The sequence below is a fragment of the Hymenobacter actinosclerus genome, assembly GCF_900111515.1.
Classification (GTDB): Bacteria; Bacteroidota; Bacteroidia; order Cytophagales; family Hymenobacteraceae; genus Hymenobacter; species Hymenobacter actinosclerus.
This window is the reverse complement of record NZ_FOHS01000004.1, coordinates 205,677-230,065: the sequence shown is the minus strand read 5'-3', so window position 1 is coordinate 230,065 and position 24,389 is coordinate 205,677. Positions and strand designations below refer to the sequence as shown.

The 24,389-nt window shown below is 63.6% G+C and carries 18 protein-coding genes; 11 read left to right on the top strand and 7 right to left on the bottom strand.

Annotated elements, in window-relative coordinates; genetic code table 11:
* The first annotated feature begins 163 nt into the window (after positions 1-163).
* Positions 164-1,510 (top strand): hypothetical protein, encoded by a 1,347-nt coding sequence (locus BMY67_RS15735; RefSeq protein ID WP_092773401.1) that lies wholly within the window; start codon positions 164-166, stop codon positions 1,508-1,510.
* Between the two features lie 97 nt (positions 1,511-1,607).
* Positions 1,608-3,083: an OmpP1/FadL family transporter gene (locus BMY67_RS15730; protein ID WP_092773399.1), complete on the top strand. Its 1,476-nt coding sequence runs from the start codon at positions 1,608-1,610 to the stop codon at positions 3,081-3,083.
* A gap of 116 nt (positions 3,084-3,199) precedes the next feature.
* Here BMY67_RS15730 and BMY67_RS15725 read toward each other — a convergent pair whose 3' ends face one another.
* Positions 3,200-4,141, bottom strand: coding sequence for a hypothetical protein (locus tag BMY67_RS15725; protein ID WP_092773397.1), 942 nt, complete (start codon positions 4,139-4,141; stop codon positions 3,200-3,202).
* Positions 4,142-4,330: 189 nt separating this feature from the next.
* On the opposite strand from BMY67_RS15725, the gene BMY67_RS15720 reads away from it, so the two are divergent.
* Both BMY67_RS15720 and BMY67_RS15715 read left to right on the top strand, forming a co-directional pair.
* Positions 4,331-6,556 (top strand): S9 family peptidase, encoded by a 2,226-nt coding sequence (locus tag BMY67_RS15720; RefSeq protein ID WP_092773395.1) that lies wholly within the window; start codon positions 4,331-4,333, stop codon positions 6,554-6,556.
* A 213-nt stretch (positions 6,557-6,769) separates the two neighbouring features.
* Entirely contained in the window at positions 6,770-8,221 is a 1,452-nt protein-coding gene (locus BMY67_RS15715) for an energy transducer TonB (protein WP_143069863.1), read from the top strand.
* Positions 8,222-8,440: 219 nt separating this feature from the next.
* On the opposite strand, the gene BMY67_RS15710 is transcribed toward BMY67_RS15715, so the two are convergent.
* The 4 genes from BMY67_RS15710 to BMY67_RS15695 form a co-directional block, all read right to left on the bottom strand.
* The gene (locus BMY67_RS15710; protein ID WP_177189868.1) at positions 8,441-9,940 is read right to left on the bottom strand and encodes an ArnT family glycosyltransferase; all 1,500 of its coding nucleotides are present in this window, start codon (positions 9,938-9,940) and stop codon (positions 8,441-8,443) included.
* Positions 9,941-10,018: 78 nt separating this feature from the next.
* Positions 10,019-10,942: a glycosyltransferase family 2 protein gene (locus BMY67_RS15705; RefSeq protein ID WP_218144624.1), complete on the bottom strand. Its 924-nt coding sequence runs from the start codon at positions 10,940-10,942 to the stop codon at positions 10,019-10,021.
* A gap of 27 nt (positions 10,943-10,969) precedes the next feature.
* Entirely contained in the window at positions 10,970-11,737 is a 768-nt protein-coding gene (locus BMY67_RS15700) for a class I SAM-dependent methyltransferase (RefSeq protein ID WP_092773387.1), read from the bottom strand.
* A 170-nt stretch (positions 11,738-11,907) separates the two neighbouring features.
* A complete protein-coding gene (locus BMY67_RS15695) occupies positions 11,908-14,217 on the bottom strand; it encodes a DUF6311 domain-containing protein (RefSeq protein WP_177189867.1) in 2,310 nt (769 codons plus the stop codon).
* Between the two features lie 247 nt (positions 14,218-14,464).
* Between BMY67_RS15695 and BMY67_RS15690 the strand changes: the two genes are divergently transcribed.
* The 5 genes from BMY67_RS15690 to BMY67_RS15670 all read left to right on the top strand — a co-directional run bounded on the left by BMY67_RS15690 (position 14,465) and on the right by BMY67_RS15670 (position 18,436).
* On the top strand, positions 14,465-15,016 hold the full coding sequence (locus BMY67_RS15690) for a carbohydrate binding domain-containing protein (protein ID WP_092773383.1): 552 nt from the start codon (positions 14,465-14,467) through the stop codon (positions 15,014-15,016).
* Between the two features lie 57 nt (positions 15,017-15,073).
* Positions 15,074-15,607: a 3-hydroxyanthranilate 3,4-dioxygenase gene (locus BMY67_RS15685; protein ID WP_092773381.1), complete on the top strand. Its 534-nt coding sequence runs from the start codon at positions 15,074-15,076 to the stop codon at positions 15,605-15,607.
* 129 nt (positions 15,608-15,736) lie between these two features.
* Complete coding sequence (gene kynU / locus BMY67_RS15680; protein ID WP_092773379.1) at positions 15,737-17,014, top strand: kynureninase; 1,278 nt, start codon at positions 15,737-15,739, stop codon at positions 17,012-17,014.
* Positions 17,015-17,163: 149 nt separating this feature from the next.
* Entirely contained in the window at positions 17,164-17,832 is a 669-nt protein-coding gene (locus tag BMY67_RS15675; RefSeq protein ID WP_092773377.1) for a hypothetical protein, read from the top strand.
* A 16-nt stretch (positions 17,833-17,848) separates the two neighbouring features.
* Positions 17,849-18,436, top strand: coding sequence for an alpha-ketoglutarate-dependent dioxygenase AlkB family protein (locus BMY67_RS15670; protein WP_092773375.1), 588 nt, complete (start codon positions 17,849-17,851; stop codon positions 18,434-18,436).
* A 198-nt stretch (positions 18,437-18,634) separates the two neighbouring features.
* On the opposite strand, the gene BMY67_RS15665 is transcribed toward BMY67_RS15670, so the two are convergent.
* Both BMY67_RS15665 and BMY67_RS19065 read right to left on the bottom strand, forming a co-directional pair.
* Positions 18,635-21,331: a TonB-dependent receptor gene (locus BMY67_RS15665; protein WP_177189866.1), complete on the bottom strand. Its 2,697-nt coding sequence runs from the start codon at positions 21,329-21,331 to the stop codon at positions 18,635-18,637.
* A 186-nt stretch (positions 21,332-21,517) separates the two neighbouring features.
* Positions 21,518-21,751, bottom strand: a complete 234-nt coding sequence (locus BMY67_RS19065; RefSeq protein WP_143069862.1) for a hypothetical protein — start codon at positions 21,749-21,751, stop codon at positions 21,518-21,520.
* A 251-nt stretch (positions 21,752-22,002) separates the two neighbouring features.
* On the opposite strand from BMY67_RS19065, the gene BMY67_RS15660 reads away from it, so the two are divergent.
* Together BMY67_RS15660 and BMY67_RS15655 are read left to right on the top strand one after the other, a co-directional pair.
* Positions 22,003-23,385 (top strand): FAD-dependent oxidoreductase, encoded by a 1,383-nt coding sequence (locus tag BMY67_RS15660; RefSeq protein WP_092773370.1) that lies wholly within the window; start codon positions 22,003-22,005, stop codon positions 23,383-23,385.
* Between the two features lie 165 nt (positions 23,386-23,550).
* On the top strand, positions 23,551-24,282 hold the full coding sequence (locus tag BMY67_RS15655; RefSeq protein WP_092773368.1) for a LytR/AlgR family response regulator transcription factor: 732 nt from the start codon (positions 23,551-23,553) through the stop codon (positions 24,280-24,282).
* Positions 24,283-24,389 lie beyond the last annotated feature (107 nt).

Below are 24,389 nucleotides of genomic sequence, written 5' to 3'. Positions count from 1 at the left end.
GAAAAAGTTCCGATTTCTGGTACAAGATTTGTCCTAAGAAAAGGGCACCGTTTCGGGGCGAAATTACGTTATAAAATCCGGAGGAATTGGGCTTTGGCGGTCCGTCGGCCTCTGGCCCCCAGTTTCCTTCCCTTGCTCAATCCAAACTTTACGCGCAGGCATCATGAAAAAGCACCTTCCCTCCTTCCTGCCCGCCCTGGCCCTGCTGACGCTGGGAGGGTGCGCCGCTTCCTCTAATTTAGCCACCACCGAGAATGATGGTATGTACTACTCGGCCTCGTCGGACAAGGTAACGGCCGTGGCCGTGCCGGTAGCCCAGCAGGCTTACGAAGGCAGCCCCGGCGATGTACCGAACCCCGACTACAACGGCAGCAATACCCGCAGCGGCAGCAACGAGTACTACGACGATGATTACTACGCTGCCACGCCGCGCCGCAACAGCGTTTACCGCGGCGGCAGCCTGGGCTACTACAGCTTCCCCTACGCCGATCCGTATTTCTACGGCGCCCCGATTATCGCCTACTCGCCTTACTCGCCCTTCGGCTACTCGTTCTACGACCCCTTCTACCGGCCCTACTACGGTTACGGCGGCCTAACTATTAATATTGGCTACGGCTTTGGCCGGCCCTACTACCGGCCCTATGGCTACGGCTATGGCTACGACCCTTACTACAGCTACGGCAGCTATTATGGTGGCTACTACCACAACGGCTATTACAATAATGGCTACTATGGCAATGGCTACTACGGCGTAGGCGCCGACCGCCCGGCCCGCAACGTAACCTACGGGCCACGCCGCTCGCGCACCGGCAACGGTGCCGGCCTGGCCGATGTGGCTACCGGCTCGGGCAGCAACGCCAGCCCCAGCCGCAGCCGGGTAGTGCAGGAAGGCCGTTTTGCTACGCCCGACAACGGCAGCAGCGCCACCCCATCTGCCGGCCAGTATAACGGCCGCGGCCGGGTGCGCGACGTAACCGTCGGCAACGGCAACGGCAGCAGCGCTGCCACCGGCCAGCCGGCCAGCAGCACCGAAGCAGCTCCGCGCACCGGCCGCTACCGCGGCGAAGCCCAGCCGATGCCGGGTGCTGCAACGGCCAGCCAGCCCGAAAACAGCCCCCGCCGCTGGCGCGTGCTCGATAACTCGGCGCCCAACACCGGCGCGCCGGCTTCCGATGGGCGCATGGTAGAGCGCTCGGCCGCCGATCAGCCCCAGTCGGGCCGCGGCCGGCGTGCCACTTACTATGGCGGCAGCAACCCGGGCACCCAAAGCTCGGGCACAGATGCAGGCACAGTGCAGCCCCGCCGCCAGCGCATGTCGGAAAGCAATTCGCAGCCTTCCCGCTCTTATTCCGAGCCCAGCCGGTCGTACTCGCAGCCGTCGCAGTCGTCGCAGCCTTCCCGCTCTTACTCGGAGCCCAGCCGGTCCTATTCTTCGCCCTCTCCTTCGTCCTCGCCGAGCAGCAGCCCTTCCGGCGGTAATGGCGGTGGCGGCCGCGGACGGGTGCGGTAGCCGTTAGCTGGCTTGCCTGTATCCTATATCTATCTGCCCCTGAACAGCGGTCCGGCCCCGGGTCGGGCCGTTGCGGGCTCCTAACTTCCTCTTCTGTATGAAAACCCTGAAATACGGGCTTGCTGTTGCCCTGCTGGGCACGGCCAGCCACGCCTTTGCCCAATATCAGGCCGATGCTTTGCGCTTCTCGCAGTCGCAGCCTGTTGGTACGGCCCGCACGCTGGGCATTGGCGGAGCCAGCGCCGCCGTGGGTGGCGACTATGGCTCGGTGCTCGTGAACCCGGCCGGCCTGGGCATGTTTCAGCGCTCCGAGTTCAGCTTTTCGCCGGGCTTCAGCCTGCTCGATTCTGATGCCAAGGCGTTTGGTAACACCTCCACCGACTCGCGCAGCAACCTGAACGTGGCCAGCGCGGGCGTGGTGTTCGCCCGCCGCCGGCCTGATGGCGACGGCAGCGCGTGGCGGTCCGGCTCGTTTGGCCTGGGCATCACGCGGACGGCCAGCTACAACCAGCTGTTTCGCTACGGCGGCCGGCCCGAGCGCAACCAGGACATCTTTCAGCGCCTGAGCGAAAACCAGAATGCGGCCCTCGATGATCTGGCCTACAACACCTACCTGACCGAGGAAGACCAGCAGGGCACCTATATTCCGGAGGATTTCTACTACACCGGCGACCTCAACCAGCGCGAAACCGTGCGCACCAGCGGCTCGACGACCCAGTTCGACCTGGCCTACGGCGCCAGCTACCTCGACAAGCTTTATATCGGGGCGGGTCTTGGCATCACGAGCGTGCGCTACGAAACCGAAAACACGCTGACGGCCGATGCCATTGCCCCAGTCGACCCGCGCAGTGCCTTCCAGTCGCTGACGTTGCGCGATGCCATCAGCACCCGGGGCGCGGGCCTCAACCTGCGGCTGGGACTGATTTACCGGCCCGTTGACGCCGTGCGCATCGGCGCCTCGGTACAGACTCCTACTTACCTGCAGTTCAACGAAACCTACAACAGCTCGCTGCAGACGCAATTCAACCGGCCAATTACCGTTGGTGGGCAGTCGTACCAGTCGGCCCGCTCGTCCATCGACCCCAACCTGGCGGAGTACGCCCTGACGACGCCGTTCAAGGCCACCGGTGGCGTGGCCGTGGTTATCGGCAAGTACGGTTTTGTGAGCGGCGACGTGGAATACCTCAACTACTCGTCGGCCCGCCTGCACAACTACAACAACAACCAGTACGATTTCAGCGCCGACAACAACGACATCAAAGACCTGCAGCAGAGTGCCGTGAACCTGCGGGTGGGCGGCGAGCTGCGGGCTGATATTTTCCGGGTGCGGCTGGGCTACGCCTACTACGGCGACCCCAACAAGAACAGCCCCATCGACCAGAGCCGCAACTACCTGACCGGGGGCCTGGGCATGCGCCAGAATAATTTCTTCGTGGATGTGGCCGGCGTATACGGCAAGGGCAACAGCCTTTATACTCCCTACCGGATTTACGCGCCCGACGGTAACACGCCCGTGGTGAAAGTGACCGACAAGCAATTCACGACCACGCTCACGGCCGGTTTTCTTTTCTAACGTTCGAAAGAAGCGGCGCGCTGCCACTTCTTTCGAACGGTGCCCCCAAAAAAGCCCGGCCTCCTTTTGTAAGGAAGCCGGGCTTTTTTGGACCATTAGGGCCGGAGCCGGCGGGCTTACTGCCGGCCTATCCGCACCTGCACTACCAGGGGCTTCTGGTTGGTAGTACTCAGGCGCTGCACGCGCAGCAGGCCGGCCGTGCCCTCGGCCGTCAGGAAGGCCAGCACCTGCCCCCGGCGCAGCGGGCCGGTGCTGGCGGGCCGGGCGAAGGCGGTTCCGCTGTTGTAAGCCGAGAGGAGCAGCTGGGAGGTGCTGGCACTCTGGAAATCCACGCTGTCGAGGGTGGTGTTGCGGATCTGGGTGTTGCGCGCGGCCCAGTCCAGCTTCAACGATTCGTCGGTGCGCAGCGAAAGCGTGGCGGCGCTGGTTGCCTTATCGAACTGATAAATGAGGTCGATGCGCTGCTGGTTGGCGGGCAGGTTGCGCACCGAAAAACCGGGCAGGGCCAGGCCTTCGCGCAGCGCTAGAAACCGGCGGCCGGTGTTGGTGGTGGCCGTGGTGGTGTAGGTGAGCGTAGCGGTATAGCTGTGGTAAACGGCCGTGGCCGAATCGGGCCGCGACAGGGAAAGGCGCAGGCTGCGGGTTCCCTTGCGGCTTTTGGCGTCGTACACCTCATAGCGCCAGGTTTCGGCTCCGGAGGTGCTGCGGGTGGGCTGGGTGCTCTGGAAGGCCAGCTCGCTGAGCGAGAAACCGGTGGAATCCAGGTAAACGATATCGGCTTTGGGCCGCTCGCCCGGGAAGGGAGAGGGGAGGATGGGCTCGGGCACCGGGTCGTAGTTTACCGTAATCAGCAGGCGCTCCAGCGGGCTGTCGTCGTCCTCGTCGGCCCGGGCGTAAATGCGGGTGGTCACGGTGTCGGCGGGCGTGGTGAGACGGCGGGCGGTAGTCGTCAGGCGCGCATCGCCCACGAACTGCACCCGCGGGCCGGCCTCCAGCGCCGGCTGGCAGGCCGTGGCAAGCGCCGGCAGCGCCAGCAGAAGGATCGAGCGAAAACGCATAGTTTTTTGAGCTTTTAGCTGACAGCCATCAGCAAGTAGTTTCCAGAATACGGGGCGGCCGGCTAGCGGCCGATAGCTGGCCACTAAAAGCCGGCAAGCGAATGGCCCCAAAGATACGCCGGGTGCAACCTTGCGGCCCGCATTGGCTACCTTAACGCCGGAAACTGACTGACATTTTATTTTACCTGCATGAACCTACGATTTCTGGGCCTGGCCCTGCTGCTGAATGCCGCCAGCCCCGTGCTGCTGCCCGCTACCGCCCCGGCGGCCTACGCCCAGCAGAAGCAGAACATCACCCTCGAAGACATCTGGCAGAAAGGCACTTTCTCCGCCAAATCGGTGCCCGGCTTCAACTGGATGAAGGACGGCCGCTACTACTCTTCGCTGGCCAAGGGCGACCTGGTACAGCACGACGTGACGACCGGCCTGCCGGTGCAGACGCTGGTGGCGGGGGCCGACCTGAAGCTGCCCGGCCAGACCCAGGCGCTGCCCGTGGATGGCTACAGCTTCAATGCCGACGAAACCAAAATCCTGTTCAGCACCGCTACCGAGCCCATTTACCGGCGCAGCAGCAAGTCGTATTTCTTCGTGTACGACCGGGCTGCCAAGCAGCTGGTGCCGCTGAGTGCGGGCGAGGGCAAGCAGCTTTACGCCACGTTCTCGCCCGACGGCAAGCGCGTGGCCTTTGTGCGCGACAACAACCTGTTCGTGACCGAGCTGGCCACCATGCGCGAAACGGCCGTGACCACCGACGGAGAGCTGAACAAAATCATTAATGGCGGCACCGACTGGGTGTACGAGGAAGAGTTTGAGTTTGCTCAGGGCTTCCAATGGTCGCCCGACTCGCGGCAGGTGGCGTTTTACCGCTTCGACGAAAGCGCCGTGCCCGAGTACAACATGCAGAAGTGGGGGCCGCTGTATCCGCAGGATGACCGTTTCAAGTACCCCAAGGCCGGCGAGAAAAACTCGACCGTGGGCATCTCGGTGTACGACGTAGCGGGGGCTAAAACGGTGAAGATGGACGTGGGCCCGGTGGCCGATCAGTATATTCCGCGCATCCTCTGGACCCAGGTGCCCAACACGCTCAGCATCCGGCGCATGAACCGGCTGCAGAACCAGCTCGAAATTCTGCACGCCGACGCCCGCACCGGCCAGGCCCGGGTGGTACTCACTGATACCGATGCGGCCTACGTGGAGGTAAACGATGATTTGCGCTACCTCGAAGGCGGCAAGCAGTTTCTGTTCACGAGCGAAAAGGACGGCTACCGCCACCTGTACCTCTACGACATGAACGGCAAGCTGGTCCGCCAGCTGACCAAGGGCAACTGGGAAATTGCCAGCATCGAGGGCTTTAATGAGCAGAAGGGCGAGGTGTATTTCACGAGCACCGAGGAGTCGCCGCTGCAGCGCCACCTGTACCGCATCAATCTGAAGGGCAAGGGCAAAACCCGCCTGGGCGAGGCCGGCAACGGCGTGGATGCCGTCAACATCAGCCCTGATACCAAGTACTACCTCAACTACCACTCGCAGGCCGGCGACCCCACCGTGGTGAGCCTGCGCGACGGGCAGACCGGCAAGCTGGTGAAGGTGCTGGAAGACAATGCCGCGCTGCGCCAGAAGCTGGCCGGCTACAACCTGGGCAAGCTGGAGTTTATGAACTTCAAGACGGCCGACGGCGTGGATCTGAACGCCTCGATCATCAAGCCGGCCAACTTCGACCCGGCCAAAAAGTACCCGGTGCTGATGTACGTGTACGGCGGCCCCGGCTCGCAGACCGTGAAGGACGACGCCGGCGGGGGCATTGCCTTCACCAACTACCTCTGGCACCAGCTGCTGGCCGAGCAGGGCTACATTATTGTGAGCGTGGACAACCGCGGCACGGGCGCCCGCGGCTCGGCCTTCAAGAAGAGCACCTACGCCAACCTGGGCAAGCTCGAAACCCAGGACCAGGCCGCCGCAGCCCGCTACTTCGCCACCCTGCCCTACGTGGATAAGGCCCGCATCGGCATCTGGGGCTGGAGCTTTGGCGGCTACATGACGGCGCTGGCCCTCACCAAAAACGCCGACGTGTTCAAGATGGGCATTTCGGTGGCCCCGGTTACCAACTGGCGCTACTACGACACCGTGTACACCGAGCGGTTTTTGAAAACGCCCCAGGAAAACCCGGGCGGCTACGACGACAACTCGCCCGTGCAGTTTGCCGACCAGCTCAAGGGCAAGCTGCTGCTGGTACATGGCACCGGCGACGACAACGTGCATTTCCAGAACTCCATTGCCTTTGTGGATGCCATGGTGCGCGCCAACAAGGACTTCCAGACGCTGTACTACCCCAACCGCAACCACGGTATTTACGGCGGCAACACCCGCCTGCACCTGTACCGGCAGATGACCAACTTCGTGCTGCAGAACCTGTAGCGGCGCCGAACAGGTACCTGCCCCGGCGTCGGACGCCGGTTCGCTCTGCGGCCCCGGGCTGTGGTTGGGCGAGCCGGCGGCCGGCGCCGGGGCAGTGCGTTTATGGCGGGCGGGCGGCGCGGCGGCAGTAAACTAAATCTGGGTTAGCTGCAAAGTATGGCGGAAAAATGCGAATTTCGGGCACCTTCCGCCTTTTGCCGCGTACTGCCGCCCATGTCCTTTCGCTTTCTACGCTGCTTTTTTCTGTTGCCGGTGCTGAGTACCGGTCTGCTGGCCTGCCAGCCCGACACCCCGGCCGAAACGCCCGCCGGGCCGCCCGTGGCGCCCGCCCTATCCGATTCGCTGGATTATGACTCGCTCGACGCGCCCCTGGCCGCCACGCCCGTAAAGCGCGACTGGCACCGCGTGGCACGCCCCACGGCCCGCCATGCCCCGCTGGTGGTGTACCGCGCCTCGCGCCCACCCCAGGACGAAACGCCCCCTCCGCCCGCCGAGCCCCGCCTGCAGGACCTGACGCTGCGGCCCAGCGAGTATTTTCAGATTGACCCCACCAAGGCGGCTGAAGTGCGCGGCCAGGACGGCACCGTGGTGCGGTTTCCGGCCGGGGCGCTGGTAGATGCCCGCCAGCAGCCGGTAACCGGCACGGTGTGGGTGGAGCTGAAGGAGTGCTATTCGGGCCCCGCCATGCTGCTGTCGAATCTGCTGACCGAAACCGAATCGGGGCGGCCGCTGGAGCTGAGCGGGGCCGTGTTGGTACGTGCCTCGGCCCAGGGCCGGCAGCTGGCGCTGGCTACGGGCCGCAATTTTCAGCTCGAACTAAAGGGCCGCACCCACGACAACCCGCTGTTCTACGGCCAGAGCGGCGCCGACGGGGTGGTGCGCTGGGCCGCCGGCGAGGCCACTTCCGCCGCCCCAACCCAGGTCCTGACTTCGGCCCAGCGCATGCCGCGCTACGGCAACGACATTGTCGATTTCAACAAGCTGATCCGCTACCCGCGCCAGGCCCAGGAAAACCAGACCGAAGGCGTGGTGTTCGCCTCGTTTGTAGTCGATGAAAGCGGCCGCATCCAGCAGCCGCGCATTCTGCGGGGCATAGGGGACGGCTGCGACGAAGAGGTACTGCGCGTGCTACGCCAGACCTCGGGCCGCTGGACGCCCGGCCAGCAGGATGGCCGCTTCGTGAAGGTGAAGATGATGCTGCCCATCCGCTTCAAATTTCAGCCCGGCCAGGCCATTCCCACCGACGTTGAGCCCCCTACTGCGTCCGATATAGCCGAAGCCTCTCCTGAGCCAGCCCCGGAAGACACCGGGCTGGCCGCGGCCCCCAACGCGCTGCAGCCCAGCCGCCTGGGCTGGCTGGCCGCTGGCCGGGCCTGGGCAGGCAAGGCCGCCCCGCTGTTCGTGCCCGCCTTCGTGGCCAACGCCGAAACGGCCGTGCGCCTGCTGGTGCCGGGCCGGCGGGTGGTGCTGGCCGCCGCCCCGCAGCAGGGCGGCTACCAGTTTATGAATGCGCCCGCCGGGGCCACCGTAGTAGGTTTGCGCTACGAGAACGGGGCGCCGTTCCTAGCCCGCCAGCCCACTCCCGCCGGCGCCCCACCCGACACGCTGCGCTTCCAGGAAACCACCCTGGCCGAACTGGAAACCACGTTGAGCCGGCTGAATTAAAGGCCGGTTTCCGGCTGCGCAGATTTATCAGTTAAACTCACGTACCGGCACCCAGAGCGGATTTCAAGTTGGTGTACCGGCTGTAGAAATACAGGACTTACAGTCCCGCGTCGTTGCTGAAGTTGTTGGCTGGACCGTTCAACGACGAGACTCCAACTGCTGCGTCTCTGCAGCCGGTACACCAACTTGAAATCTGCTCTACAAAAGTAATAGCCCGACTCAGCGGCGCGGGCCGAGGCGCAGCGTCAGGCAGGAGTCGGACTGTACCAGCACGGTTGTCTGGAAGTACTGCTGCCAGGCCTGAATGGCGCGCTGGCCACACACGGCCACGGTTTCGCCGGGTTGGGCCTTGTCGCGCTGCCAGGGAGCCAGCCGTTGCACGCGGTGGCCGTGCTCATACTCGGCCGCCATCCGATAAAACTCCGGCACATCATTAAACGAGTTGTCGGTGCCTAGGATATAGCTGCGCACGTTGGGCAGCTGCTGCCACTGCCGCCGCAGGTGGTGGCCGTATACCAGCTGGTCGTTCTCGAAACGGATTTTGGAAAGCTGGCGCAGGTACTGCACCTGGTTCAGGTAGGGCAAGGCCGCCAGGGCCAGCACGCCGGCCAGCCGGGCCGCATAGCCTACCCGGCGGCCGGTTGCGGCCCGGGCCAGCCGGAAAGCTTCGGTGAGGCCGGCCGCCGCCAGCAGGGCCAGCAGCGGGTAAGCCGGCGCATCGTACCACGACAGCTTGGTTTGGGAAAGTGAAAGCACCAGGTAAAACGAGCCGGCCACGGCCGCCAGCACCCGGCCCAGCCACCAGCCACGGCTGCCGCGGGGCAGCCACCAGCCCAGGCCGGCGCCTACCAAAGCCGGCAGCAGCCAGAGCGCAAACTTGCCCCCGGCCAGCAGGTCGAGGTAGTAGCTGAACGGCTCGTAGTGCCCTTCCAGCTGCTGCGCGGCAGGGCCACCTACCTCATACTGCCACACGGCGGCCAGATAACCCGGGGCCGCCGCTTCGCGCACCGTGTACCAGCCCACTGCCACCACCAGCACCAGCCCGGCTGCCAGCCACGGCACGGGCCGCCGCAGCCGCCGGCCGCTGCCCGTCAGGGCCAGGGCCAGCAGTAAGCCGGGCCCGAACATGGCGCCGGCAATGCCCTTGGTTAGAACGGCCGCCGCGAAGCTGCCGCCCGTGGCCCAGGCCCAGCGCGCCCGGCCCGTGCGCAGGTAAGCCAGCCAGCTGACCACTCCTACCGTGGTGGTCAGCGTCAGCAGCGCATCAAAATCGGCGGTGCGGGCAACGTGAAAGGTTACGTAGCCGGGGCTGGTGAGCAGAACCAGCCCCGCCAGCAGGCCGGCCAGCCGGCTGCGCAGCCAGCGGGTGGCAGTGGCATACACCACCAGCACAGTGGCCAGCGCCGCCAGCGCGGCCGGCAGCCGCAGGCCCAGCTCGGTGGGCCCCAGCAGCCGGATGCTGCCGGCCAGCAGCCAGGTCCAGAGCGGGGGCTTGCTGTTCCAGAGGTCGGGCTCGCCCAGATAGCGCACTACCAGCCAGTCGTGGTGCACGAGGATGCCCAGCCCGTCGAGGGCCGTGCGCGACTCGTCCCATTGCTGCACCGGGAAGGAAGTGAGCTGCCAGAATAGCGGAAAGTAGGCAAGCGCCAGCAGTAGCAGCAGCGGTAGCCCGTAGCGCCACCAAAGTCGCGGCGAAGAAAGGGAGGCAGAAGAAAGCACCGGGTAATATAAGCGTAAATGCCGCCCGAAACCGTCAGGTCTGCCCCGCCCGCCTCCGGACAACTAGTGAGCGTAAATCTAGGCTTCTTCCGACACGATATAGAGGGGCCGCTGGCGCACGTTGGCCGACAGGCGCGAGATATACTCGCCGATAATACCCACGGCAATCAGCTGCACGCCGCCCAGAAACAGGATGCTCACCATCAGGGAGGCCCAGCCGGGCTGGTAGTCGTGGCTCACGAAACGGGCGTAAAGGGTATAGATCATCACGATAAACGCCAGGCCCGACACGACGAAGCCGCTCACGGTAGCCACTTTCAGGGGCACGTCGGAGAAGGCCGTGATGCCGTCGAGGGCCAGACGGAACATCTTGCGGTAGGTGTAGCCGGTGGCCCCGCCGGCCCGCTCGGCCCGGTCGTATTCGAGGTAGGTCTGGCGGTAGCCGATCCACGAAATCTGGCCCCGGATAAACTTGTTCTGCTCCGGCATCTGGCGCAGGGCCTCCACCACCTTGCGCGACACCACCCGGAAATCACCTGTATCGACGGGAATAGAAATGTGCGTAATGCTGACCAGCAGCCGGTAGAACAGCCGGGCCGTGAGCTTTTTGGCAACGCTCTCGCCCTGGCGGCTCCGGCGCCGGGCGTACACTACCTCGTAGCCCTCGCCCAGCTTCCGGTACAGGGCCGGAATCAGTTCGGGCGGGTCCTGCAGGTCGGCATCAATAATAACTGCCGCCGCTCCGCGGGCCCGGTCGAGGCCGGCTGTCACGGCAATCTGGTGGCCGAAGTTGCGGCTGAAATCTACGTAGCGCACCCGCTCGTCGCGGGCCACCAACAACCGGATCAGGGCCAGCGACTGGTCGCGCGAGCCATCGTTGACGAAGATGAGCTCGTAGCCACCGGGCAGTGCCATCGGGTCGAGCACCCCGCACAGCCGGTCGTAGAGCGCCCCGATGTTGGCCTCCTCATTGTAGATGGGGATGATGACGGAAAGGTCCACGATGGGCGGCGGTAAAGAATGAAGAAGTTACGGACCGGGCTTGCGGGCCAGCGCGAATACGCTCACCCCCACCGGCAAGTTAAGATGACGCAGCAGCCGGTTTTCAAATTTCACCCAGTTCGTGAGCAGCGCATTAAGTGGCCGGGCCAGATGGTGCAGGTCGCCGGTGCTGTCGGCCGGGCGGGCCGGGCCATCGGTGCCGCCCGATGCCAGCAGCCGGCGCCCCAGGCGCAGGGCGGCCGTAGGGAAATACAAGGCCGCATTCCAGAAGGAGCTGCGTTGTACCTGAAATCCGGCGCGCTTCATGGCCGACACCAGCCCCTGCCGCGAATAGCGCCGAAAATGATGGTTTACAACGTCGTGCTGGCTCCACAGATAAGCGTGCGCCGGTACGAATACAATCAGCTGCCCATTGGGCCTGAGTACGCGGTTCCACTCGTGCAGGGCGGTGCCTTCTGCTTCGATGTGCTCCAGCACGTCGGAGGCAATTACCAGATCGAAGCGGGCATCGGCAAACGTGAGGGCCGCGCCGTCCATAACGCTGGCGTGGGGGATGCCCCGCTGCTGGGCCAGCGCCACGGCTACTTCGCTTACATCGATGCCCGTAACATCGGTATAGCCGGCCGTTCGCAGGCGCTGCATGAGGGGCCCACCCGAGCAGCCGATTTCCAGAATAGCCGCCGTAGTAGGCAGCTGCAGGCCTTTAACAAGGTCGTACACAGCATCACGCCGGCTGGCAAACCACCAGTGCTGCTCTTCTAACTGATGGTATTTATCCTCGTACTTCAGATCCATAGAACGCGAAATTACGACAATCGGCCTTACGCTCCCGCCTTGTGCTGCAGCCCCAGCGGAGCATCATGTTCGTAGAAATCAGGCTGGTACCACGTTTTAGCCCCGCAGGCCGGCGCCTTTTATTCGCCGCTTGACACCGCGCACGAAGCCGACCGCGCCCAGCCTGGCCGCTAGCGCAGCGGGTAGCCGTTGAGGACGGGCGTTTTATCGGGCTGCAGCCAGTACACATCGGTATCGGCGGGCCGGATCAGCAGGTCGTCGGCCAGCAGGTCGCGGCTGTCGTAGAGCACTTCGAGGCGCGTAACGCCGGGCCGCACCCGGATGGGAACGGCCAACCGCACCCACTCGCCCTGCACCTCCATCGTTAGCCGTCCATCAGCCACCTGATGGTCGACCATGTCCGGCCCCGCGTACTGTTTCACCTGCATGTTGCCAATGCCGTAGCCCGTTTGGGCGTTTATCCAGGCACTCACCTCGTAGCGGCCGGTGTCGGCCGGGGTGGGCAGCGGTCCGTCGTAGAGGATGCTGAACATGGGCCGGGGCTCGTGGAAAGCGCCCGGCTGCAGGCGGCCCCGGCGGTCGGGGCGCTGGTCGAAGGGCTGGTACAGCACGCCCTTGGGCGTGGTGGCCCGCAGGCCATTGGCCCGCGCCGGCAGCGTGGGCCAGAGCTGCTCGAAACGCCGCCTTTCCTGCGGCACCGACGTGCGGGCCAGGCTGTCGAGGGGCAGTTCGTAGAGCCGGCCTTCGGGGGCATCCACCAGCAGATGGCTTAACCCGATCAGCCGCAACTCGGCCGGCGAGAGCCAGGGAGAGGTTACCAGCAGCAGAATAGGTTTGCGCGAAGGAAACGAGGCCAGCAACGGCTTTTCGACCAGCGGGCTGCTAAGCAGCTGCACGTGCCGCAGCACCTGCGTCATGGAAGGCCGCGACACGTAGGTAGACAGCTCGGGCAGCCCGGTTGTAACGGCCAGCCGGTGGGCCTGGAACATAGACTCGCCCGAACCGTCGAGGTCAATTCGGTCGCTGCCCTTGTTGAAGTAAGGCAGGGGCAGGATGGCCTGGAAATGGTCGGGGCGGCGGTTGGCCCAGCTCAGGCGGGCCGTCAGACCGTTGGTTTCCTTGAAAAAGTCTTCGGCTCCTCTACCCTGAAGCACCTGGCTGGCTTTCACATGCAGGTTAACCCAGGCCTCGCCGGCCCACAGCAGCAGGGCCGCCGGCAGCCACAGGCGCAGCAGCCAGCGTTGGCCGCGCTGCCGCTGCCACGTCCAAAGCTGCCACATGCACCAGGCTGCAAACACCGTGGCGGCGTAGTAGAACGGCCAGGCAAAGCGGCCCAGCGCCCGGAACTGCTTGAACGGCCCCAGATAATCGACCATCCACTCCAGGCCAGGAAAAATCATGGGCCAGCCAAATGACACAAACAGCAGCAGCATGGCGGCCAGCAAGCCAACAGCCAGCGGCGCGGGCAGCCCGGCCGGCAGCAGGCCTTTGCCCTCCCCCGAGTAGCGCCTGGTCAGCAGCTTACCCAGCGCCACCAGCCCCACTACCAGCAGCGTGAGGGCGGCTATCAGCCCGATATAGGCCATGGCCTCGTAGGCCGGCGCGTTGTAGCCCGTCAGGCGCTCCACCCAGGTTTGCCCCGGTCCCACGCCCGGCGTTAGTACGCCCTGCAGGTTCGAAACGTATACCAGCAGCCCGTAGGGGTTGGGGGGACGGTCGGTTACCGTATCGGTAAACCAGAGCCAGCCCCGGGTAAGAACCAGCGGCACCACGGCCGTTACTACCATGCGCCACACCACGGCCCAGGGCCGCGGCCGGCGCAGGGCCAGCAGGAAAGCGTGCAGCAGCAGCAGAATACAGCCGCAGGCCAGAAAATACAGCATCACCAGGCCCATAAGCGTGGCCAGCGTACCAAACAGCACGTACCAGCGGGCCCGGTAAGGCGCCTCCTGCATCCGGATGATGCAGTACCACAGCAGCGGCATGAAGCAGGCGTAGCTCAGCGACATATGGTCGCCGAGGCGCTGCACCTGCGGCGAGAGAAACCCGATCAGCAGCGCCATCACCACGGCGTAAACCACCGGCAGCCGGAACCGCCGCAGAATGGCATATACCACCAGGGGCGTAAGCGCCAGTGCGCCCATAGCCAGCACATTGGTAATGGCAATGGCATTGGTAGCCGCCGGCAGCCCCAGCTGGTCGGCCACGTAAATGCCCCAGGCAATGAGGGGCTGCAGGTTGGGGTAGTTGAAATTCTCCCCCACCGGATAGTTCATGCCCGAGAAATGCTGCCCGCCGCCGTCGTAGAGGGCATAGAAGGCCGTGGCGAAGTAGCTCTGAATGCCGTCGCCGCCGGGCTGGAAATAGTACTGGCCCGGATGCAGCATGGCCGGCCCGAACAGCAGGGCCAGGGTGACAACCGACAGGAATACCACAATAATGCCCCCCCAGAAAGAGCGGGTCAACCGATTGATAAGCATAAATAAGCGATAAGCAGAAGCCGAGGAGTGCAGGGCTTTTCTACAGCGCGAAAAAGAAGGAAATGGAGGGTAAATATAGATAGCCTGCAAATAGAACTCCGCCACCCGCCTGAAAGTCGGGCCCCGCAAACGACCGGCCCCGGGCGGCCGCCGGCTGCTGGCACCTACCCGGCGCCGGCAGTTCCGCCTGCATATGTTTTATATCTTCGCGGCGCTTTTTTTATGTTAATTTCCTTTCCGGCTGGTTATGCGCCTGTTGCCTTTTTATCCCTTACTGATTGCAAGCAGCTGTGCGGGCCTGCTGGTAAGCTGCTCCAGCCGCGGCACCACCGCCAACGCCGAAAACGTGCTCTCTTACAACGACTTCGAATCGTTGGAAGGCTGGATTCCATCCAACCCATCCCTGACGACTGCCAAGGCCCACTCGGGGCGGCACTCCATCATGGTTGATAACAACGTGGAGTACTCGATGAGCTACACCAGCATTGTGGGGAAGGTCAGTCCGATGCGCATAAAGAAGCTCGGGCTGAGCGCCTGGGCACTGGTGACGGACCAGGGCTCAGAAGCTCAGCTGGTAGTGGAAGTCAAGAATCCGGCTGATTCTGAGCAAAAGATTTTTTGGGAGAGCATCACTTTAGGCAACGAAGTAAAGGGCATCAATCAGTGGACGCAGATCAGGAAAACCTTTGTTCTGCCCGAAAGCGTAGAGCCCACTCACGAGCTGCGCGTGTACATGTGGCGGGGCGGGGCAACGCCGCCCGTTTTTCTCGACGACGTACTTATTTCCCGCGCCGACTAGCGCCCAGCCACCACCTGCGGCTCTTTGTGAATACCTCCTACCCTGTTCTCTCTGCCCATGCCCGTTGCCCGTCCCTTCAACTTTCAGCAGTGGATTGATGACCATCGCCACCTGCTGCGGCCGCCCGTGGGCAACCAGCAGGTGTTCAAGGATAATAAGGACTTCATCGTGATGGTGGTGGGCGGCCCCAACGCCCGCAAAGACTACCACGTGGACGAGGGCGAGGAGCTGTTTCTGCAGCTCGAAGGCGACATCGTGGTGAAAATCATTGAGGACGGCCGGCCTGTGGATATCGAGATAAAGGCGGGCAGCATGTTCCTGCTGCCCGGTGGCGTGCCCCACTCGCCCCGGCGGCCAGCTGGCTCGGTGGGCCTGGTGCTGGAGCGCTACCGCACGGCCGGGGAGCTGGATGGCTTCCAGTGGTACTGCGAAAACTGCGGCCACCAGCTCCATGAGGAGTACGCCGAAATAACCGACATCGTGGCCCAGCTGCCGCCCATCATGGACCGCTTCTGGGCCTCCGACGCGTTGCGCACCTGCACCATGTGCGGTACCTACCTGGAGGCCCCGACCCCGGTTGCTGCGCCCTAGCCCGCCGGGCCACGGGTAGTGCCGGCCTGTTTCAGGGCATCGGTAGGAAGAGCAGCAGCCCGGCAAGTGGCCATAATCCTGCGGGCGGGTGGCTAGGTGTCCGGCTATATGGTTGGTATCTTTGCCCGGATGACGTTTGAACCCACCCTCGATTTCGCCCGCCAGCTCGACGCGCAGGACCCGTTGCGCGACTTCCGCCAGCAGTTTCTGATTCCGCCCGCGCCCGACGGGCAGGGCGAGTGCCTGTATTTCTGCGGCAACTCGCTGGGCCTGCAGCCCCGCACGGCCCGCGCCGCCGCCGAAGTGCAGTTTGAGAACTGGCAGAACCTGGCCGTGGAGGGCCACTTCAAGGGCGACACGCCCTGGATGCCCTTCCACGAGCGGCTGCAGGGCCCTTCGGCCCGCGTAGTGGGCGCCAGGCCCCACGAGGTAGTGGTGATGAACAACCTGAGCACCAACCTGCACCTGCTACTCATCAGCTTCTACCAGCCTACCGCCACCCGCTACAAGGTGCTCATGGAAGGCGGCGCCTTTCCGTCCGATCAGTACGCGCTCGAAACCCAGGTAAAGCTGCGCGGCTTCGCACCCGACGACGCCATTGTGGAGCTGGAGCCGCGCCCCGGCGAGCACACGCTGCGCACCGAAGACATTGTAGCCAAGATTGCGGAGCTGGGTGACTCGCTCTGCACCATTATCATGGGCGGCATCAACTACTACACGGGCCAGGTGTTCGATATGGAGGCCATTACCCGCGCCGGCCACGCCGCCGGGGCCATGGTAGGCTTCGATCTGGCCCATGCGGCCGGCAACGTGGAGCTGCAGCTGCACGACTGGGACGTGGATTTTGCCTGCTGGTGCTCCTACAAGTACCTCAACTCGGGGCCTGGCGGCGTGGCCGGCGCCTACGTGCACGAGCGGTTTGCCGAGCAGCCCGAACTGCTGCGCCTGGCCGGCTGGTGGGGCCACGATGAGAAGGAGCGGTTTCAGATGAAAAAGGGCTTTAAGCCCATGTACGGGGCGGCCGGCTGGCAGCTGTCCAACGGCACCATTCTGTCGTTGGCCGTGCACGAGGCCGCCCTCAAAATCCACGACGAAGCCGGCGGCATGCCCGCGCTGCGCCGCAAAAGCGAGCTGCTGACGGGCTATCTGGAGTTCTTCATCCGACGCCTGAACCTGCCGGCCGAGCGGCTCGAAATCATTACCCCCCAGGACCCCGCCCAACGCGGCTGCCAGCTTTCGTTGCTGGTACACCAGGGTGGCCGCGACCTGTTCGAGCACCTGATGGCCGTGGGCGTTATCGGCGACTGGCGCGAGCCCAACGTCATCCGCCTGGCCCCCACCCCGCTCTATAACACCTTCGAAGACGTTTTCCGCGTGGGTGAAGTGCTGGCCGAGTGGGCTCAGTAAGACTTCGTTTTTCGGCGCTTGTTTTTCGTTTTTCGTTGAGAATACAATCCCTGACCAATTCACCAACGAAAGAGCACGAAAGCATAAGCGCCGAAAAACGAAAAACAAATAACGAAAAACGAATCATGGCAGAGGACTTCCCGGCGAAAATGAGCCGTAAAACGGTGGCTGAACTGCGCGAATACGTGGAGCAGCGCTACCAGTACCGCGAGGAGGCCGTGCTGGCCGCCCTCACGGAGCTGGAGCGCCGCGGCCTGCCCGAGCCCAACGCCGAGGCGCTGATGGCTGAGCTGCGCCTGGGCCAGGAGCAGACCGAGCGCCGCGAGGCCGTGGTGCGCGCCGAGGTGGCCGAGCAGGTGCAGGCCCGGCGGGTGGCGCGCGGCGAAGCCTCGCCCGACGCGGCCGAAGTTGGGCCCCGGCTGTTTTCGCTGGGGGCCATTACCATCTTCTCGGTGCTTTTCAGCATGATTGCCGGGGGCGTGATGCTGGTGCTGAACCTGCGGACGCTGCAGCGCGGCCGGGCGGCCCTGCTGGTGGTGGCCTTCGTGCTGGCCTACGTGTTTGGGGGCGGCTACCTGGTGCTGTGGCTGAAGAGCGTGTACGGTGAGCAGGTGAACTGGCTGGGCTCGTTCTTCAACCTGCCCGCCATTCTGGTGTACAACCTGTTTTTCTGGCCCCGCTACATCGGGCGGCAGCCCTACCGCAGCCGCTCGTGGGTGGGCCCGCTTCTGATTTGCGGCCTGCTGATGCTGGGCCTCTATTACCTGCTCGTGCAGCTCCACGGCATCATGCCCGCCGGAATGCCCGGCACCGTCTGAGCCGAACCGCCACCCGATGCCGCTGCTGCCCCTACCCCTGCCCGACGCCGACGTGCTGCTCGATGCCCGCTTTCTGGCCCCGGCCGAAGCGTCGGCCCTGCTGGCCGAGCTGACGGCTACGGTGGCCTGGCAGCAGCAGCCGATCAAGCTGTTTGGGAAAGAGGTGATGCAGCCGCGCCTCACGGCCTGGTACGGCGACCCCAAGGCCACGTACCGCTACTCGGGCCTGCGCCTGGAGCCGCTGCCCTGGCTGCCAGCCCTGCAGCAGCTGCGGGCCCACCTCGAAACTGCCACCGGGGCCCGCTTCAACAGCGTACTGCTCAACCTCTACCGCTCGGGCCAGGACAGCATGGGCTACCACGCCGATGATGAGCCCGAATTGGGTCCGGAACCCGTTATTGCCTCGCTCACGCTGGGCGCTACCCGCACCTTCCGCCTGCGGCCCCGCCGCAGCGTGGCCGCCCAGGCCCTGAGCCTGCCGCTGCTGGCCGGCAGCCTGCTGCTCATGCGCGGCGCCACTCAGCAGAACTGGCTGCACGCGCTGCCCAAAACCACCCGTCCCGTCGGCCCCCGGCTCAACCTCACGTTCCGGCTGGTGAAGTAGTAAGAGAACGTCGTTGCGAGGCCCAAGGCCGAAGCAATCCGGCTATTCAGAATGACAGCCTTTTTTAAGCAGAAAGCCCCTGACGCCAGTACAGACGACAAGGGCTTTCTGCTTTACTGAGTTGGTCGTTTTATACGACCAGATTGCTTCGGCCTTGGGCCTCGCAATGACGATTTCTCGCTACCCACGATCTGCTTCTTACTTTATATCCAACTGCAGGCCCAGGTACAACAGGCGGCCGATTTGCGGGCCGCCGTACACCTGAATATTATTGGCGTTGAAGATGTTGGAGCCGCCGCCCTGCAGCGTCAGCCCCGTCTTAACGAAGTTATAGCCCAGGTAAGCGTCGGTTACGCTGTAGTCGGCGAGCTGGCCCACGGCGAAGGGCGTGCCGTACTCGTGGCCCTGGGCCCAGCGGTAGTTAAGCGCGTAGCTCAGGTGGGTAAGCGCCGTACCGCTGGCGCCCACGTTGTACTTGTGCTTGGGCGTGTTGAAATAGGTCTGGAAGTCGGCGTCCTGCACCTCGAAGCGGTCCTGCACGTTGAGCGTGTAGTTGGCGGCCACCTTCAGGAAGGGCGCGAAGGCGTAGGTCAGGCCCACGGCCGCGCCCTGGGTGCTCACCTGCTGGTTGGCATTGGTCCAGACCTGCAGCACGCGGGTGGGCGAGGTGGCCTCCTGGAACGGCGACTCGGGTGCCACGCGGGTAGCCTCGGTCATAAGTTGGGCCGTGGTGGGACGGCTGCCGTCGCGGTTGCCGATGAAGCGCACGGCCCCGATGAAGTCGTTGTAGTAGTTGCGGTAGTAGTTTACATCGAAGGCCAGCTGCTCGGTCAGGGCACCTTTGTAGCCTACTTCGTAGGAGCTCAAACGCTCCAGCTTGAGGGTAGCCAAATCAATTTCGGCGCCGGGCCGGCCGTTGGTGATGCGGTAGCCCTGAAAGCCATTGTCCACGTTGCCCAGCAAGAGCACCTGCTTCACATCGAGCTGAATGTACTGGTCGAGCTGGGTGGGCGAGCGGAAGGCGCGGCCGAAGCTGGCGCGGAAGTTATGCTGGCGCGTAGCACCTACCGAGTACACCACCGAAGCCCGGGGCGAGAAGGCCGGCTTGAAGTTTTTAAACTCATCAACCCGGCCGGCCAGGGCCACTTTCACGCGCTCATCGAGCCATTTCTTGGTGAGCTGCGCGTAGCCGCCAACCTCGTGGTTCTGAATACGGTTTTCAACGTCGTTGAACAGGTTGCCGTTGGAGCCCAGCCGGAACTTGCGGTAGGCACCGCCCACAATCAGGTCGGCCGTTTCGGCCAGCCGGAAGTTGTACTGGGCGTTGCCCTCGTTGAGTAGCGAGCTGGGGTTGAGCCGGGCACCGCGCCCGGGCGTGGCGTCGCCGGTAATCTGGCTGCGCAGGCTGCGGAACTCGGCCGAGTTGGGGTCGAGCTGGTACGGCCCCTGGTTTACCAGGTCGGAAGCCGCCTGCTGCGCCTGTTCATCGGTCTGGCCCTTGGCCCGCGACACGGCGTACGCGTTGAGGTAAGTACCAAAATACCGCTGCGCGTAGGTAGTGCCGGTGCCCGCAGCAATGGGCGCGTTCTGAATAAACGAGCCCAGCAGGTTCAAATCGTACGAGTTGTTGCCGAAGTCCTGCACCGACTGGCCGCGTACAAACCAGCGGCTGCCTTTGATTTCGCCGTGGTACTGGTTGGTACCGAAATCCTTGAACCGGTAGCGGCTGGAGCTCTGGTAGCTGGCCGTGCCCCGGCTGTAGCTGCCGCCCACCGTCAGTTTAATCGAGTTGGTTAGCAGGTACGAAACCGATGGCTGCACTTTCAGCGACCGGGCCCGGTCGTCGGTCCCTACCAGCGTTTGCTCCGTAAAGCCGGGCATAAACAGCGTTTTGCCCCGCAAATCGGCAACGGGGTAGTTTGCTGGCACCGTGAAAGCCACGTCGCCGTAGCGGTTCACGGCCTCGTAGCCCAGCGCCGAGCCAGCGGCATTGTTGCGGCTTTCCACCCGGCGGTCGGTTGCCGAATAGTTATTTGCCAGCCAGTCGTCGGCCGTCAGGTAAGCGCCCGTAACCTTGAAGGCGAACTTCTCACCGATGCGCTGGGCATAGCGCAGCTGGCCATCGAAGAGGCTGCGCCCGCCACCGCGCACGCGCAGCGTCAGGCCCTCCGTCACGAAGGGGTCTTTCGAGTTCTGGAGCAGCACCCCGTTGAAGGCGTTGGCGCCGTACAGCGCCGAGGCCGGACCGTGGATAATTTCAATGCTCTCGATATCGATTTCGGGCAGGCCCTGCAGGTTGCCCGAGTTGATGTTGAGCGAAGGCGACTGGGTGTCGAAGTAGTCGGTAAGCTGAATCAGGCGCTCCGATTTGGGCGAGTTGAAGCCCCGGGTGCTGAGCGAGTTCATCAGCATGCTCGTGCCGTTCACGTCGATGCCCTTGAACTGGTTGAGGCCCACCTGCACATCGGGCGGGGGCAGCTGCATTACCTGCTGCGAGGTCACCTTCTCTACCGTTACGGGGGCCTGCAGAATGTTTTCCTCTTTGCGGGAGGCCGAGGCAATCACCTCGGTGGTTTGGATGGCGTTGGGCTTGAGCTCTACCCGAATGCTGTTATCGGGCTGGCTCAGCGTTACCTCGCGGGTTACGTAGCCCACAAACGACACGGCCAGCGTCACGGGTCCGTTGCTGAAGTCGGCCCGCATCAGGAAACTGCCGTCGCGGTTGGTGCTTGTGCCGATGAAAGTACCCCGGATGAAGATGGTAGCTCCCGGCAGCGGCTGGCCGGTGTCGGTGAGAACGGAGCCGCTGACGGCCGCCGATTCCTGCGCCCGACCGGCCAGGCTCTGCCCCAGCAGAAGCAACAAAAAGACCAGGAAATAGTAAGGTTTTCGCATACGCTGAAATAAAAAAAACAAAAAAGCCTCTTCAACCAGAAGAGGCCGCAAATGTATAGTATGCATGCATCATATCCTACCCGCTAAGTTATTACCAACGATATAGTTGAACTTTTTTCTAATTGGTATTTCTGGTGAAAAATCAGCGTAAAAGAAAGGGTTGCAGCCTGCCTCAGGCGCACCGGATTAGTAGCGGATGTTGGTTGGGCCGTACAGCCACGGGCAATGCTCATCGCCCACCATATAGCCGCCGATGCACAATACTGTGCCGGCGCTCCGCTTATCCATCGCCGTCCCCTCGTGATAAGCAGCCAGCGGCCGCGCCCGGCCCGTTTGGCTGGCCGGATTGTACACTAGGGTGAGGCGCACCAGTCGTTGCCGCTGCCGGGCCCGACGATGGCGGGCAAATTTTGGACCCATATCGTATAAAACAAAAGTAGGAGTAGGTAGCATCAGGCCGTAAACTGAAGTCAGTCGAATCATTTTATAATACAAAGTACGGGGTCAGCCGGGCGGGCGGATTTGAAAAAAAGCCGCACGAAGGAACTTTCTCGCTCAACGCGCCAAATACCTCGGCCAACGCTTCGCGCGCCGGCCCTTCCGGGCCCTATGCCGGGGCAATCAAGTACCTTCGGGGTCTCATTCAGCTTTTCCCGCCTACCCGTTCTCTGATGCTAGCTTCCTCCCCCGCCAACCCGCAGCCCCCGGCCGAAACCCTTACCGTAATGGGTGCGGGCCTGGTAGGCTGCCTGCTGGCTTTGTACCTGGCCCGGCACGGCCATTCGGTTGAGTTATTTGAGCGCCGGCCCGACATCCGGGGCGAGGCCAAAGTGGAGGCCCGCTCCATCAACCTGGCCCTCTCCGACCGCGGCTGGAAGGCGCTGGAGGGCGTAGGCATTGCCGAGGCCGTACGCGAAGTGGCTATTGCCATGAACGGCCGCATGATGCACGGCACGGACGGGCAACTCACGTTCCAACCGTATGGGCAGGATGGCCAGGCCATCTACTCGGTGTCGAGGGCCGGCCTGAACCGGCGGATGCTGGATCTGGTGGAGCAGCAGCCCGGCATCCGGGTGCAGTTCGACCAGCACTGCCAGCGCGTGGACTTACGCCGCAAGCAGCTGGAGATGCGCGACGAAACCACCGGCGAAGCACGCATCCAGCCCTTCCAGCGCCTGTTTGGGGCCGACGGGGCGTACTCGGCCGTGCGCGGCGCCATGCAGCGCACCGACCGGTTCAACTACTCGCAGCAGTACCTCGACTACGGCTACAAGGAGCTGACCATTGCCGCGGGCCCCAAGGGCAGCTGGCCCCTCGAGAAGCACGCGCTGCACATCTGGCCCCGGGGCCAGTACATGATGATTGCGCTGCCCAACCTCGACGGCTCGTTTAACTGCACCCTGTTTTTCCCCTACGAAGGTGCCAACTCCTTTGCCGCTCTGCAGACGCCGGCCCAGGTCCGCTCCTTTTTTGCCGAGCACTTTGCCGACGCCCTGCCGCTGATGCCGGAGCTGGAAACCGAGTTCTTTGCCAACCCTACCAGCTCGCTCGTTACCGTGCGCTGCTTTCCCTGGAGCCACGCCGACGACGTGCTGCTGCTCGGCGACGCCTCGCACGCCATTGTGCCCTTCTATGGGCAGGGCATGAACTCGGGCTTCGAGGACTGCGCCGTGCTGGCCGAGTTGCTCGGCGAGCATGGCTCCGACTGGCCGCGCATTATGCGCCGGTTTGAAACCATGCGCAAGCCCAACACCGACGCCATGGCCGACCTGGCGGTGTACAACTTCTATGAAATGCGCGACCGGGTTGCCGACCCGCGCTTTCTGCTGCAGAAGAAAATTGAGGGCAAGCTGGCCGCCCAGTACCCGGCCCAGTGGCTGCCGCTGTACTCGCAGGTTACCTTCTCGCAGATACCTTACGCCGAGGCCCTGGCCAATGGCCAGGCCCAGGAGCAGGTAATGCAGCGCCTCATGCCGCACATCCAGGCCGAGGCCGATTACGAGCGGCCCGAGGTGCAGGCGCTGGTGGCCGCCGAAATGGCCCGCCGCAGCTAGCCCCGCCCCTCTGCTCCAACTTGCCTGGTAAATCCAAAAAGGCTAGCTTAGCCAATCAACCTTCCGCGCTATCTCCCTGGTTAAGGCCTTTTCCAGGGTTGCGCGCAGGCACCCGTTCCCGGCTGTCGCCCAGTTAACCCGCGGCGACCTTATCCCGACACTGCTATGCCAAGTATTCTTACCTGTGCCATCATCGATGATGAGGAGATTAACCGGCTGACGCTGGAACACTACATCTCGCTCACCAGCTCGCTTAAACTGGTCGAGTCGATGGATGATGCGCTGCAGGGGCTGAACTATTTCCGGGCCGGCAACCGCGTGGATGTACTGTTTCTGGATGTGCAGATGCCCCAGCTCAACGGCCTCGATCTGCTGCGCATCCTGCCCGACCCGCCCATTGTCATCCTCACCACGGCCCACGAGGATTTCGCCGTCGATGCCTTCGACCTGCGCGTAACCGACTACCTGGTGAAGCCCTTCGATTACGCCCGCTTCAGCCGGGCCGTGCAGCGCGCCTTGCTCCAGCACGAAACGCCGGCTCCCGCCGCCGCCCCGGCCCCCACCATCGCCGCCGCCGCCCCCGACAACGACCTGTTCGTGAAGGTGAACAGCAAAATGGTGCGCATCAACTTCGATGACGTCCTCTACATCGAGGCCCTGTCTGATTACGTCGTCATCGTTACCGAGAAGCAGAAGTACATCGTGTATACCACCATGAAGTCGCTGGATGCGCGCCTGCGCTTCGACCATTTTGTGCGCGTGCACCGCTCCTACATCATCAACCTCAAGCGCATCGAGGCCATCGAAGACGGCGCGGCCGTAGTGCCCGGCGGCCAGCACGTGCCCATCGGCAAATCCTACCAGGAAGCCTTCTTCGGCAAGCTGAACCGGATCTGAGAGGTGATATAGTGAGGTGGCGAGGTGGTGAGTTTGACGTGCCAGGGGCCTGATTGCGCTACTTGCGCCGACAGCCCCCCTGGAACGTCAACTCACCACCTCACTAC

Coding starts and splice junctions, on each gene's coding strand:
- BMY67_RS15715 (WP_143069863.1), top strand. CDS start 6,770: ATGTCCTTTCGCTTTCTACGCTGCTTTTTTCTGTTGCCGGTGCTGAGT.
- BMY67_RS15685 (WP_092773381.1), top strand. CDS start 15,074: ATGCCCGTTGCCCGTCCCTTCAACTTTCAGCAGTGGATTGATGACCAT.
- BMY67_RS15670 (WP_092773375.1), top strand. CDS start 17,849: ATGCCGCTGCTGCCCCTACCCCTGCCCGACGCCGACGTGCTGCTCGAT.
- BMY67_RS15665 (WP_177189866.1), bottom strand. CDS start 21,331: ATGCGAAAACCTTACTATTTCCTGGTCTTTTTGTTGCTTCTGCTGGGG.
- BMY67_RS15700 (WP_092773387.1), bottom strand. CDS start 11,737: ATGGATCTGAAGTACGAGGATAAATACCATCAGTTAGAAGAGCAGCAC.
- BMY67_RS15730 (WP_092773399.1), top strand. CDS start 1,608: ATGAAAACCCTGAAATACGGGCTTGCTGTTGCCCTGCTGGGCACGGCC.
- BMY67_RS15695 (WP_177189867.1), bottom strand. CDS start 14,217: ATGCTTATCAATCGGTTGACCCGCTCTTTCTGGGGGGGCATTATTGTG.
- BMY67_RS15675 (WP_092773377.1), top strand. CDS start 17,164: ATGAGCCGTAAAACGGTGGCTGAACTGCGCGAATACGTGGAGCAGCGC.
- BMY67_RS19065 (WP_143069862.1), bottom strand. CDS start 21,751: ATGGGTCCAAAATTTGCCCGCCATCGTCGGGCCCGGCAGCGGCAACGA.
- BMY67_RS15720 (WP_092773395.1), top strand. CDS start 4,331: ATGAACCTACGATTTCTGGGCCTGGCCCTGCTGCTGAATGCCGCCAGC.
- BMY67_RS15655 (WP_092773368.1), top strand. CDS start 23,551: ATGCCAAGTATTCTTACCTGTGCCATCATCGATGATGAGGAGATTAAC.
- BMY67_RS15660 (WP_092773370.1), top strand. CDS start 22,003: ATGCTAGCTTCCTCCCCCGCCAACCCGCAGCCCCCGGCCGAAACCCTT.
- BMY67_RS15725 (WP_092773397.1), bottom strand. CDS start 4,141: ATGCGTTTTCGCTCGATCCTTCTGCTGGCGCTGCCGGCGCTTGCCACG.
- BMY67_RS15735 (WP_092773401.1), top strand. CDS start 164: ATGAAAAAGCACCTTCCCTCCTTCCTGCCCGCCCTGGCCCTGCTGACG.
- kynU (WP_092773379.1), top strand. CDS start 15,737: ATGACGTTTGAACCCACCCTCGATTTCGCCCGCCAGCTCGACGCGCAG.
- BMY67_RS15690 (WP_092773383.1), top strand. CDS start 14,465: ATGCGCCTGTTGCCTTTTTATCCCTTACTGATTGCAAGCAGCTGTGCG.